The sequence below is a fragment of the Ferrimonas balearica DSM 9799 genome, assembly GCF_000148645.1.
GTDB lineage: Bacteria > Pseudomonadota > Gammaproteobacteria > Enterobacterales > Shewanellaceae > Ferrimonas > Ferrimonas balearica.
In genome coordinates this window covers 3,951,556-3,964,369 of record NC_014541.1, presented here as the reverse complement: position 1 = coordinate 3,964,369, position 12,814 = coordinate 3,951,556, and the positions used below count along the sequence as shown (strand labels likewise).

The window sequence follows — 12,814 nt, the reverse complement described above, 5'->3', positions numbered from 1 at the left end:
CAGCGCAATGCAGTCCCAAACCCGAGCATTACCGGTGAACCGCTCAATGACTGCAATGGGGCGAAATCAGCCCTTCCAACTGGAGGCTTAGCGGAACTTATGGCTAAGCCTCCATTGCTCCGAGTTCCCCAGAACCCCACTCACCACCCCAGCCCATATCTCCTCAATCTCCCCTAAACCCAATTCGAAAATGATGAGGGTGATCCTGTTGTTTTTACGGGGATTTAGTAAACTTTTCCGCTTTGCTGTCCGCCTACAGTGGGCACGATCGAGTGTGACAAGGATGCGGCCATGGGGCACAACAAGCAGGTTAAAGAGAACATCGCCCAGCTGAAGGCCGACGTAGAGTCGGCGGACAGCCAGGAGACGCTGGTGAAGGTGGTGCGCTCGGTGGCAGACCATCCGGGGCCGCTGGATTACCGTGATGGCCCCTGGTGGTGCCTGCTCGGCGTGCTGATGGCGGTGACGGTCTTTGTGATGGTGGCGAACGTGCTGTACGGCTATATGGGGGTGTTTGACCTGGTCGCCGGCAACATGAGCTACTGGATTCTGCCGCTGCTGGGCTTTTTCCTGGCCCGCCGTCTGGAGCGTCAGAAACGCTGGCTGCCCCTGCCCAAGATGCTGGCCAAACCCAAAATCCGCATCGGGGTGATCACCCTGCTCTGCGCGCTGCCCGCCCTGCTGCCGATCTGGCACCAGCTGTTCTGGAACGCCCTGTTCAGCGTGGTGGCGCCGATGGTGCATTACCTGAATGTGGTGCCGGACCCGCTGGTGATGGTGGTGGCCTTCGGTCTCGCCGTCAGTCTCTGGCTGTGGCTCCACAAGCGCCAGAACTGGCGCAAGCCGTTGTCTGACACCATCATCCTCAAGGACGCCCTGCTCAACAACGGGCTGGAGGTGGCCGACAGCAAAGGCCGGATGGACCAGCTGCTGCGGGAGTTCCGCGAGTTCAACCGGGGCAATGACCTCAAAGAGTTGCAGGCGCTGTACAAGGGGCGTCACGAGGGCGACGTGCACCAGTTCGATTACGAGCTGTACCACTACCACTACGTTGAGCGTCGCACCGAAACCTACACCGATTCCAACGGCAACACCAAAACCCGCACCCGTCGCATCAGCCACTACCGTCATGGCCTGTTGCTGGCGTTCCCTTTTGCCCGCTCCCTGAGCCTGGCCGGTGACAACCGCCTGCGCTTCAAGGGCGAGGATTACCGCACCGCCTCCAACGCCTTTAACCGCCGCTTTAAAGTGAAAGTGGAAGACCCGATGGTGGCGGCCCGCCTGCTCTCTCCGGCGGTTGTGGAGAGCCTGAACGCGCTGGGTGAGAACGTGAAGCGTCCGGTGCTGGAGATCAACGGTTCCCGCAAGATGGTGGTGGCCTTTGATGACAAAGACCTGCTGTCGGTGGAGTGCCGGTACGACCTGGACAACCCCATCGAGTTTGCCGAAGAGATTGCCGGCCACGCCGAGCTGGGTAAGTTGCAGGCCCTGCTGGAGACGCTGCATAACCTGATGCGACTGAGCGATAACAATTTCCGGGCCAGCGCCTGACCCGATAACCACAAGGACCAATCGTAATGAACGAGACCCTGCTTTTTGTTGTGATCCCGCTGGTGCTGGCGATCATTCTTATCATCGTGATCTACAACGGCATCATCGGTAAGCACAACGCGGTAGACCGCGCCTGGGCCTCGGTGCTGACCCAGGAGCGCCAGAAGAACCAGATCATCCCCCATGTGGAGAAGATGGTTGAGGACTACAAGCTGCACGAAGCGTCCGTGCTGCAAGAGGTGACCGCCCTGCGCAGTGCCATCGCGGAGCTGGATAACGGCGTCGACGCGGGCAAGCTGGCCAAGGCGGAGCAGTCCACCCAGGCCCTGATGAACGGCCTGAAAGTGGCGGTGGAAGCCTACCCGGACCTCAAAGCCTCCGACACCTACCTGAAGGTGATGGCGGAGATCAGCGAGCAGCAGGAGCAGGTGGGCGCCGCCATCCGCATCTTCAACCACAACGTGGAAGAGTTTAATAACGCCATCCAGATGTTCCCCGGCTCGCTGGTGAACGCGATGCTGTGCCGCAAAACCCGCATCGCCTCCTTTACCGACAGCCAGGCCCAGTCCGGTTTCGAGTACAAGCCGAACCTGTAATCGGGGCATTGCCGACCAGGAAAAAGCGGGCCATTCGGCCCGCTTTTTTGTTTTGTGTGGGCGTTACGGCATGGCCGTTTTACCACTCGGGGTGGGGTTCGGGGGCGTCGTAGTGTGGGTTTTGAACCCACGGTTTTGGTGCGCTTGATTGAATGAGGCCCGTGGGCTGTAAGCCCACGCTACAGGCCAAGCTACAGGGCGCGCTGCACCGCTCGGATTGGGGTTCGGGGGCTTCGTAGCGTGGGTTTTGAACCCACGGTTTAGGTGCGCTTGATTGAATGAGGCCCGTGGGCTGTAAGCCCACGCTACAGGCCACGCTTTAGGGCATGTTTTGCCGCTTGGGGTGGGGTTCGGGGGCTTCGTAGCGTGGGCTTTGAGCCCACGGTTTCGGTGCGTTGAGGTGAGTGAGTTCCGTGGGCTATAAGCCCACGCTACGGGCCGCGCTGCGCCGCTTGGGTTGGGGTGTGGAGCGCGCAAACACCGTCAAAAAAACGGGCCGAGTGGCCCGCTTTTTTGTGTCCCGAAGTCGCCCTTCAGGGCGTCCAGGCCAGCACCAGACGGGCCTGACCGGGGCCAAAATAGTCCGGTTCCTGATCCACGGTATCAAAGCCGAGGCTCTGGTACAGCGCCAGCGCCGCAGTGTTGGCGGGATCCACGGTGAGCTTGAGGCAGGCGTAGCGTTTGGCCTCGCTCAGTGCCTGATTCAGCAGGGACCGGGCCAGACCACGGCCCCGGGCGGCTTCGGCCACGGCCAGCGCCAGAATCCACCCCTCCTGTTGCTGGCCGGGTGCCATCAGCAGGTAGCCCAGCACCTCGCCATTCTGCTCGGCCAGCCACAGCTGGTCACCCCAGCAGTCGAGGGCCTGACGGAAGAAGAAGTCCGGGTAGCTGTGGTGGCCAAAGCAGGCCTGTTCCAGTGCCAGCAGGGCGGGCAGGTCGGACTTGGTGGCACGGCGCAGGCCGGCGTGTTCAGTGGTGGGTTGTTTCATCAGTTCGGCAAAGCCCGATAAAGCGTGACGCGGAATCCGCGGGTGGGCACGCCCCGGCGCAACGGTATCGAGTACGGCGGTGCAGGCCGGGCGGCGTAGTCTATGTGTTCCGGGGTGGTGAAGTAGAACACCCCCCGGAATTGTGGCGCCAGATCGTCCTGAGTCAACAATTCCAGATGTTGGGAGTAGGGACGCGCCTCTTTGATGTCGATGGGCACCCCAAGCTGATCGGCCAGACCCCGGTTGGCCCGGGTGGCACCGGCGTCGGTCACCCAGTTGGGGATGAGGCGGCCATCGGCGGCGCGTTTTACCGGCATCAGGAAGGTGTCCTGCATCCGCGGTACCTCATCGATTTTGGCCAGCTGGTCCTGCTGGCTCAGCAAACGCAGGCGTTCCGACGGCGACACCGGATCCATATGGGGCGCGTTGACGCCGAGCACCAGATGGGAGCAGGCGATGTTGTCCTCCACCCCCACCTGCTGACACAGCGCCCCCCAGCCCGGCAGGGTAACCTGCACCAGCGCCGCGCCGTAACCATCAGGTTCGAAGTGGGCGCCCAGCACCCGGTGCTCAGTCGTGGCGCGCTCAGCCAGCCAGCGGGCCTGAAACGCCGGGCTGCGCTCGCCTTCACAGTACACCAGCGGGAACGGCAGCTTGTTGCCTGCCTTGGCGGCGGCAAACATGGCGTCCCGCTCCGGCTCGCTGTACTGGCAAAGGTCGAGCTGGCGCAGCAGCCCCACCACCTCGTCGGCATGACGGGGCGGCAGCAGGCTGCAGCCGGAGAGGCCGGTCAGGACGCTGACCAGCAGCGCCCCTTTCAGGGCGCGGCTCAGGGTGTGGCCAGGGTTACTCATCTTCCAGGATCTCGCACTGTGGGAACGCCTTGCGGAAGGCCTCGGGGGCGCGCAGGGGCTCATAACCCTCGTCGGTGTCGTAGCCACCGCGGTATTGCGGCGGCGAGGCACGGCGCAGGTCGAGACGCTTGAGCTTTTTCAGCTTCATCAGCACCTTGGGGAACTCATAGAAGTGGTTGTAGGAGAGGTCCAGCTCCTCCAGCTCGGTGAGTTTGGCCAGCTTGGGCGACAGCGTCTCGATGTGGTTGAACCGCAGGTTCAGCCGGGTGACGTCGGTGTAGTGCTCAATGTTGGCCGGCAGGCTGTCCAGATAGCAGTTGTGCATCGCCAGTTCGGTGATGCGGGTGTCCCGGGGCAGGGCTTCCGGCAACCGGGTTTTGGGGCTGCCGAGGTCGAAGCAGTGCTGCATGTAGATGTCCGGAGAGCGGTGGCAGTTCTCCAGGCGCTCCTCGTCGGCGCCTTCCAGCACCCGCGCCATGCCGCAGCCTTTGTGCCAGTTGAGGGTTTCCCCCTCCACCAGGCCGTCGATGATGGCGCGACGCTGGGGGCACTCCTCTTTCTGGGTCAGCACCCACAGCAGGCCCTCGCCGTAGCGATCGAAGTAGGCTTTGGCGAAGTCGATCACCAGCGCTCGATCCCAGCGTTTGGGCAGGGTTTTCAGCTTCTTCATCATCGGGCCTTCGCCGGTGGGGTGGCCCTCCCAGTCAACGCCGCGCAGGTCGTCCTCGAAGTAGACCCGGTCATTCACCGCCAGCTGGAAGTCGGCGCTGCCCAGCCCGGCCAGCAGGCCCTGGATGGTTTTGCGCATCGCTTTGTCGCTGGTGGTTTTCAGGGCCAGGAACAGCGGCATCAGCATCGGCTCGGTAACGCCGCCCTGCTCCAGCATGGAGACGGCCACCTTGTGGCTGTTGTGGTCCGGCGAGGCCAGCATCTCCAGCACGGTTTCCACCATCCCTTCACTGCCGGATTGCTGCAGGAACCGGGGTTGGGCGGCATCAAACCACTGCTTCAGGGCGCTGTCGTCGATGATCAGGTGCTGGTTGGGGTCGATGGCGCTGGTGTTTTTCGGGTTGCCCCCCAGCACCACGTGGCTGACGTTATCGTTCAGGGTTTTGCTGAGGGTAAAGCCCAGCTCCGCCGCTTTCTCTTTCAGCTCGGCGGCCTTAAAGCCACTCTTGCCGCAGATGAACAGCACCGCGGTTTCGTCCAGAGGACGCGCTTTTATGCTGGCCTGGCTGGTGCGTTGCAGCCAGTTGTGGGCCAGGGACTTCAGCGGGGTGTGCTTGCCCTCCAGCATCGCCATATGGAACGGGGCGTCGAGCACGCCGTCGTCGGTGGGCAGGTCTTTGATCTTCGGGGTGTCCAGCAGCACCCGCCAGTAGCGGCGTTTCTGCTCTTCGGTGAGCTCGGCGTTCTTGATGATGCTCAGCTGCTTGGAGAGCTGCTCCCCCCGGCTGCCGCGATTGAACAGGTCAACCATACAGAAGACGTGATGGGGCAGGCAGGCCAGTGCTTCGGCGCCGGTGGCCTCTTCCTGATCCTGCGGCAGGTCGAGCCTGACGGATTCCAGATTGGGGAGGGTGAGGACGTCGTCGAGGTTGGGCACCACGTAGTTGCGGCCGTTGTGGTCATTGCCGCCAATGCGCAGGTGGCGCAATCCGGTCATGGCACTGAGGTCACCCAGGGTGGGCATCTCGGGCAGGCGGATCTGCAGCGTCTCCAGGTCGGTGTTCTGGCGCAGGGGCAGCGGCAGTGCCGCCTCTTTGATGTCACTCAGCACCAGTTCCTGGGTCGTAATGCGGCCCAGCAGGGCGCCGTCACCCAGCGGGCCGGGTCGGTTCAGCACCAGCTTGGACAGCTTCGGGCAATCGGTCAGCCAGCCGAGCTGGGACAGGGGCGTGCCATCAAACTCAGCGCGGGTCATCGCGGGCAGGCTGACCGGCCCGACGAACTCCGCCAGACTGCATTCGTACATGTGGAGGGACCGGAGTTGCGGCCGGTTGCCAATCAGCGCCGTGAGGTTGGCGCGGGTGCCGTGCAGCCACAGCCACAGGGAGTCCATCGCCTCAATGCCGTCCAACAGGTCGTCCGGAATCGGGCTGCCGTCTCGGCTGTTGAGGTGCAGCAGATCGATATGGGCGGCCTCGCCCAGAGCGCCGGGAGCCAGCGTCAGTTGTCGGCTTTGCATGCGGATCTGCCCGGCTTTGGTGCCCGCCTGAAGCAAGGGGCCGGACAGCGCCACTTTGCCCTCGGTAGTGAGGTCAAACTCTTTGATGCTGCGGGGCATCTGCACCGGACCCAGCGCCATGTCGACGCCTTCGCGGCGGCCGAAGTAGTTGAAGTCGCTGAGGTGGCATTTCTGGAGCTGGCGGGCGTGGGTCAGGTCGATGCTGAGTCGCTCTGCGGCGCTGATCTCGATGGAGAGGCTTTTCAGCTGGCTGCCTTCGGCGGCGCACAGGTCGGCTTCGTGGCCGTGGAAGCGCAGCTTCAGTTCGGTCAGGGCGGGCAGGGCGGTCAGTTTGGCAAAGGTGTCCGCATCCCGCACTACGACGCCGTCGATGGACGTGATCTTCGCCATGCTGGCCGGGTCGATGTCATCGCTGGTCAGCGGCAATTGCCCCAGCGACAGGTGGGTCAGCTTGGGGAAGTGCTTGTACATCTCCGGCTCCGGCGGCCGGCAGGCACTGTCTTCACGGTCGGACAGGCAGTAGTGGGTCAGGTTGGGGTAACGGTGGCCCAGTGCCGCCCATTCCGGGTGATTGTCCTTCAGTTTGTAAGTGAGGATGTCGGCGTCCTCAATCACTTCACCATCCAGGGGCAGGTCGTAGTGGCACAGACTTTCATAACTCATGGCGGGGATTCCGTTGCTCAGGCGTCTTCAAGGATTTCACAGTGGGGCAGGGCATCGCGGAACGCCTGCGGTACCGCCAGTTTGCGGTAGTGGCGGTTGTACCCTTCGGTGTAGTCCACCCGGGTGGCGCGGCGCAGGTCGAGGCGCTTCAGGTTTTTCAGCTTCAGCAGCACGGCGGGGAAGGCGCTGAAGTGGTTGTAGGAGAGGTCCAGCTCCTCCAGCTCGGCAAAGTTGGCCAGTGACGCGGGCAGTTTCTCAAACGCATTGAAGCTCAGGTTGAGACGACGCAGGCCGGTGAACTGCGCGCTGCCTTTGGGCAGGCTGTCGAGCAGGCAGACACTCAGGTTCAGCTCGCGAATGTCGTGGCGCTGCGCCATCCCTTCGGGGATGTAGGTGACGGCACTGCCCAGGTCGGCGTTGCGGTTAAAGCAGTACTGCGGGTGCCAGTGCAGGTCGGTGCGGAGCTTCTCATCGGCGCGCTCCAGCACCGGGCCAAACCCGGCGCCACGGTGCCAGTTCAGGCACTCACCCTCAACCAGGGTGTCGAGGATCGCTTCGCGATGGGGGCAGGTGTCACGCTGCATCATCAGGTACATCAGGCCCTCACCGAAGCGGTCGTAGTAGGCTTTGGCAAAGTCGTTGCAGAGGGCATCGCCCCACTTGCGGCGCTGGCCCTTCAGCTTCTTCACCATGCTGCCCTGGCTCTGCTCGCGGCCGAGGCGGTCGGGGCCGCGGCAGGTGTGGAACAGGATGCGGTCGTTCACCGCCAGCTGGAAGGCATCGTCGCCGTGACCGGCCAGCAGGTTCTTGATCTGCTTGCGCAGCTCGTTGTCGGCGGTGGTTTTGAGGATCAGGAACAGCGGCATCAGCATCGGCTCGGTGACGCCACCCTGCTCCAGCATCTGGGCCGCCACCTTGTGGCTGGCTTCGTCTGGTGAGTTCAGCATCGCCATCACCGAATCCGCCATAACGTTGCTGGTCTCCTGCTGCAGGAACTTGGGCGCTTCGGCGGTGAAGCACTGCTGCAGGGTGGTGTCGTCAATCAGGGCGTGGCGCTCCGGGTCGAGCTTCGCCACCGCTTTGGGGGCGGTGCCCACCAGCACGTGGGTGACACTGTCGTTGAGGGTTTTGCTCAGGGTGAAACCGATGGTCTCGGCCTGGGCTTTCAGCTCACTGGCCTTAAAGGCGCTGCGGCCACAGACAAACAGCACGCTGTCGGCACCAAAGGGACGCTGTTGCTCGCTGTCTTGTGCAACGCTGCGCAGCCAGGTTTTGTGCTGAGCCTTAAAGCGGTTGTGCTTGGCCTCCATCATCACCAGGTGGAAATCGGCGGGCATGGCGGGCAGCTGGGCGGGTTTCTGCACCGCAATCAGCTGGTCCAGGTACTGGTGCACCGTGGCGTTGTCGAGGTGGCTGGCGCGCAGGATATCGAACAGGGCTTCGAAGCGCTCAGCGCGCACCATCAAACGGGCGCCCGGGGCCAGCTTCAGCCAGTCGGGGTCAAAGCGCTTCAGCTCGATGTCGAGGCGCAGTTCCTCCAGCTGCGGCAGATGGGTCAGGCCATCCAGCGGTGGCAGGTTGGACTGTTTATCCTGCACCGGCGACAGCCACAGCTCTTTGAGGCCGGTCATTGCGGAGAGATCCCCCAACTCACTGATGCGGAACCACAGCAGCGCCAGCGTCTCCAGGTTGGAGTTGCTGCGCACGGTGGCGGGCAGCTGGGCCATCTCTGTCCCCCGCAGCACCAGGTGCTTCAGGTTGGGCAGTGACGGCAGGTCGGTCAGGGGGTGTTTATCCAGGTACAGGCTCAGTCGCTGCAGCATCGGGCTGTGCGCCAGCCAGCCCAGCTGATCCGCTTTCAGACCGAACATGCAGGCCACGTCCAGGTCCGGCAGGACGAGGGCATCGGTGTCGCTCAGGTGGCCAGAGGCATTGAAATAGGTCAGCTGCCTGAGGCTCATGTTGGCGGGCAGCAGAGGGCCCTCAATGGGGGTGTCCTCAAAGCGGATCTCCAGCTCATCCACCTGGCGCAGGCCGGCAAAGAAGCCTGCAGACAGGGGCGCGGTTTTTCCCTCCATCAGGAAATGGATTTTGCCCACCTCGCTGAGGTCGCTCAGGGTATCGGCGGAAAAACCGGGAACGGCCAGGCGCATCTCCAGCTTGTCCAGCTTCTGATTGTCACCCAGCAGGCGCGCCGGCAGCGGGGTTTGGGTATTGAGGTTCAGCAGCAGCGTATGGAGGTGGTTGGGCAGGGCCAGGCGATCAATGACGACCTTTTTGGCTTCCGTCGGGTAGTGGCGGTTGTTGTGACCGAGGGCCAGCTCCACCACCGGGCTGGAGGCCAGGTCGATGTCGATGGCGCGAACCCGCGGGCCAAAGGCCATGCAGACCTTGGTGAGTACACAGTCGGGGCCGGTGTGCAGGTGCACCTGCTTGTCGTCGGCCAGTACCGTCAGGCTCTCCAGTTTGGGCAGGTTGCCGAACAGGTCGAAGTCGCCGGTGCGGCAGCGGCCCAGTTCCAGTTGGCGCAGTTCGGTGAGGTGGGCCGGGTTGACGTCGCTCAGGTCGGTGGTGATGGGGCTACGGCGGTTGTTGCCGATAAACAGGCCGTGAAGGCGGGGGAAGGCGTCGAAGAAGTCGTGGTTGATCAGCCGTGTGATGCCGATGTGGCCCATGTCGCTGAAGCGGATTTGGGTGGCGTTGGGGAAGGCGGTGGCCAGCGCTTGCCAGCTCGGGATGGGGTCATCGCAGTCGTAGATGAGCTCGGTAACATCGGGGTGGATTGTCTTCAGATAGGACTCGAGATCGTCGTATATCTTCAGCGTGCGCATGGCCATACTCCTTCAATACTGCCTGGCTGGCGGCCCGTCCACCAACGCGTTGACGAGGCAGGCATTGTATGGATAATCCCATTCGAATCATATGGTTAATCGAGTTGGAACCGTTATCGAGCCGATGCTGTCACGAACATCAGTCAAACTGATGTTGCAGGAACCTTTCTATGGCCATTACCTGGCCAGTTTTCACAAAGTGATCCTCCCCCAGGACGACCCAAACGGCGCCCCGCTTGAGTCGGCGCCGCGTGGCAGCAGTGACGTGGAGCTGCGCTGTCGGCCGGCGTTGTGGGCGGGGTTGTCGCCGACTCAGCAGCTGGGGGCCCTCAAGCACGAAGCGCTGCATCTGGTGTTTGGCCACCCCTTTATGCGGGCCCGCTATGCCGATAAGGGGCGGTTTGACCGCGCTGCGGATCTGGTGGCGAACCAGTACCTCAGCGCCGACCAACTGGCCACTGATGCGCTGACTCTGGAGCGGCTCAACCTCTGGCGTGAAACCGAAGGGCTGGACCCGCTCGACCCCCACAAAGAGCTGGCCTACTACTATCAGGCGCTGCCGCCTTCCGGGGGCCAGGGCCCCGGTGCCGGCGAAGGGGTGGGCCCCCCTGGCCATGACAGCTGGGGGGAGTTTGGTCAGCAGTCGGAGGCTGAGGGGTCATTGGCCCGGCAAACTCTGGACAATAAGCTGGAGCAGGCCGCCAACCGGATGGAGCTGGACAGCCACCAGCGGGGACGGGGCCTGATCCCGCTGGCCATTCTGGCCCGGGTTCAGCAGCTTTTAGAGCGACGTCGTTCCACCCTCGACTGGCGCCGTGCCCTGCGTCTGTTCGCCAACAGCAGTCGCCGTACCTCGGTAAAGAACACCCTGCGCCGCCCCTCAAAGCGCTATGGCACCACCCCCGGCACCCGCATCATTCCGCACCAGCGCCTGCTGGTGGCGGTGGACACTTCAGCCAGCGTCAACGACCCGCAGCTGCGGGCGTTCTTCGATGAACTGCACCACATCTGGCGTGCAGGCGCGGAGATCACCGTGGTGGAGTGCGATGTGGATATCCACCGGGATTACGTCTATCGCGGCATCGCGCCGACGTCGGTCAGTGGCCGGGGCGGCACCGATTTCAACGCCCCGCTGGCCTACGCCAACAAACACCGTTTCGACGGCATCATCTACTTCACCGACGGCGAAGCCCCCGCGCCGACGGTGCCCCCGCGTGCTTCGCTCCTGTGGCTGATTCAGGGCCGCGGATCCAAGGACGATTTTGCCCATTTGCGCAGTTGCGGCCGGGTGATCCCCATGGCCGCCCTCACTACGGATTGAGTCACCATGAGCCAACACCAGTACACCTACTACGGCCTGACCTGTCAGGCCCCGGAAGTCCGCCGCTTTGTCGAGCACCTGATCCCGGCACCGGGCCAGCGTGCAACCCCGATCTGCATCTGGGGCCGTCACGGCATTGGTAAAACGCAGATGGTGGAACAGATCGCCGTTGAACGTGGCATGCAGTGGCGGGCCATTGCCCCGGCGCAGTTTGAGGAGATGGGGGATCTGCTGGGGATGCCCCGGGTGGAAACCGACGCCAATGGCGACACCGTCACCCGCTTTGCCGCGCCCCACTGGGTGCCCACTGAGCCGGGCCCGGGGATCCTGCTGATCGACGACGTCAACCGCGCCGATGAGCGGATCCTGCGGGGCATCATGCAGCTGCTGCAGAACCACGAGTTGATCAGTTGGGCGCTGCCGGAGGGCTGGCAGATCGTGCTGACCGCCAACCCGGACGGCGGCGACTACTCGGTGACGCCGATGGACGACGCCATGCTGACCCGGATGATGCACATCACCATGGAGTTCGACGCCAAAGCCTGGGCCCTGTGGGCAGAGCAGGCCGGTGTGGATCCCCGAGGCATCGACTTTGTGCTGACCTACCCGGAGCTGGTGGACGGCGAACGCACCACCCCCCGTTCGCTGGTGCAGTTCTTCCAGAGCATTGCGGGCATTAAAGACCTGCGCGCCGAGCTGCCGCTGGTGAACATCCTGGCCCGCTCCTGTCTGGATGACACCACCTGCGCGGCCTTTGTCGCCTTTGTGGAGCAGAACCTGAGCCAGCTGGTGGCGCCCCAGGCCATCGTTGACGCTAAAGACTTCGCCAAGACCATCCTGCCGCAGATTGAGCGTACCGCGGGCGGCAAGATGCCGCGCATCGATATCCTGGCCACCCTGTGCACCCGCCTGTACCACTACCTCAAGGTCAACAAGGTGAAACCGAATGCGGCGCAGATGGGCAACCTGCAGGCGTTTCTGAAGATGCCGCTGCTGCCCAACGACCTGCGCCTGGGGCTGATGCAGGACATGATGAACGGCGACAACCCGGCCCTGAAGGGGGTGCTGGCGGACGCGGAGCTGGCCAAGCTGTTTCTGACCAACGCCGCGTAAGTTGGGCCTGGTATCTTTTGCGTCGTAGCGTGGGTTTCCAACCCACGGCTGCACCGGAGTGGATAGCTCCGATCTGGAGAGCGACCGATATCCGTGGGCTATAAGCCCACGCTACGTAGAGCAGCGTTTTTCGGTTTGAACCCCGTGGCGGCGATTTGGGCTTTGGCTTCGTAGCGTGGGTTTCCAACCCACGGCTGCACCGGAGTGGATAGCTCCGATGTGGAGAGTGCCCGATATCCGTGGGCGATAAGCCCACGCCACGCAAAGCAGCGGTTTCCGGTTTGAGCCCCGTGGCGGCGATTTGGGCTTTGGCTTCGTAGCGTGGGTTTCCAACCCACGGCTGCACCGGAGTGGATAGCTCCGATGTGGAGAGTGCCCGATATCCGTGGGCGATAAGCCCACGCCACGCAAAGCAGCGGTTTCCGGTTTGAGCCCCGTGGCGGCGCTTTGGGCTTTGGCTTCGTAGCGTGGGTTTCCAACCCACGGCTGCGCCGGAGTGGATAGCTCCGATCTGGAGAGCGACCGATATCCGTGGGCTATAAGCCCACGCTACGCAGAGCAGCGTTTTTCGGTTTGAACCCCGTGGCGGCGATTTGGGCTTTGGCTTCGTAGCGTGGGTTTCCAACCCACGGCTGCACCGGAGTGGATAGCTCCGATGTGGAGAGTGCCCGATATCCGTGGGCGATAAGCCCACGCCACGCAAAGCAG

At 63.1% G+C, this 12,814-nt stretch carries 8 protein-coding genes; 4 read left to right on the top strand and 4 right to left on the bottom strand.

Annotated features, from left to right (window positions below; translation table 11 throughout):
• Positions 1–291 precede the first annotated feature (291 nt).
• Together FBAL_RS17935 and FBAL_RS17930 are read left to right on the top strand one after the other, a co-directional pair.
• Positions 292–1,551 carry a DUF3137 domain-containing protein gene (locus tag FBAL_RS17935; protein ID WP_013347010.1) on the top strand — a complete coding sequence of 420 codons (1,260 nt, stop codon included), beginning with the start codon at positions 292–294 and terminating at the stop codon, positions 1,549–1,551.
• A 26-nt stretch (positions 1,552–1,577) separates the two neighbouring features.
• Positions 1,578–2,147, top strand: a complete 570-nt coding sequence (locus FBAL_RS17930) for a LemA family protein (protein ID WP_013347009.1) — start codon at positions 1,578–1,580, stop codon at positions 2,145–2,147.
• A 533-nt stretch (positions 2,148–2,680) separates the two neighbouring features.
• On the opposite strand, the gene FBAL_RS17925 is transcribed toward FBAL_RS17930, so the two are convergent.
• From FBAL_RS17925 to FBAL_RS17910, 4 genes are read right to left on the bottom strand one after another with little or no spacing between them, the layout of a single operon-like run.
• The gene (locus tag FBAL_RS17925; protein WP_013347008.1) at positions 2,681–3,136 is read right to left on the bottom strand and encodes a GNAT family N-acetyltransferase; all 456 of its coding nucleotides are present in this window, start codon (positions 3,134–3,136) and stop codon (positions 2,681–2,683) included.
• The gene (locus tag FBAL_RS17920) at positions 3,136–3,990 is read right to left on the bottom strand and encodes a hypothetical protein (protein ID WP_013347007.1); all 855 of its coding nucleotides are present in this window, start codon (positions 3,988–3,990) and stop codon (positions 3,136–3,138) included. Before FBAL_RS17920 ends, FBAL_RS17925 begins: the two co-directional genes overlap by 1 nt.
• A complete protein-coding gene (locus FBAL_RS17915) occupies positions 3,983–6,841 on the bottom strand; it encodes a BRCT domain-containing protein (RefSeq protein WP_013347006.1) in 2,859 nt (952 codons plus the stop codon). Before FBAL_RS17915 ends, FBAL_RS17920 begins: the two co-directional genes overlap by 8 nt.
• A 17-nt stretch (positions 6,842–6,858) precedes the next feature.
• Positions 6,859–9,672 carry a leucine rich repeat protein gene (locus FBAL_RS17910; RefSeq protein ID WP_013347005.1) on the bottom strand — a complete coding sequence of 938 codons (2,814 nt, stop codon included), beginning with the start codon at positions 9,670–9,672 and terminating at the stop codon, positions 6,859–6,861.
• A gap of 151 nt (positions 9,673–9,823) precedes the next feature.
• On the opposite strand from FBAL_RS17910, the gene FBAL_RS17905 reads away from it, so the two are divergent.
• Both FBAL_RS17905 and FBAL_RS17900 read left to right on the top strand, forming a co-directional pair.
• Positions 9,824–10,993, top strand: a complete 1,170-nt coding sequence (locus tag FBAL_RS17905; protein WP_013347004.1) for a vWA domain-containing protein — start codon at positions 9,824–9,826, stop codon at positions 10,991–10,993.
• Positions 10,994–10,999: 6 nt separating this feature from the next.
• Positions 11,000–12,106, top strand: a complete 1,107-nt coding sequence (locus tag FBAL_RS17900) for an AAA family ATPase (protein WP_013347003.1) — start codon at positions 11,000–11,002, stop codon at positions 12,104–12,106.
• Positions 12,107–12,814 lie beyond the last annotated feature (708 nt).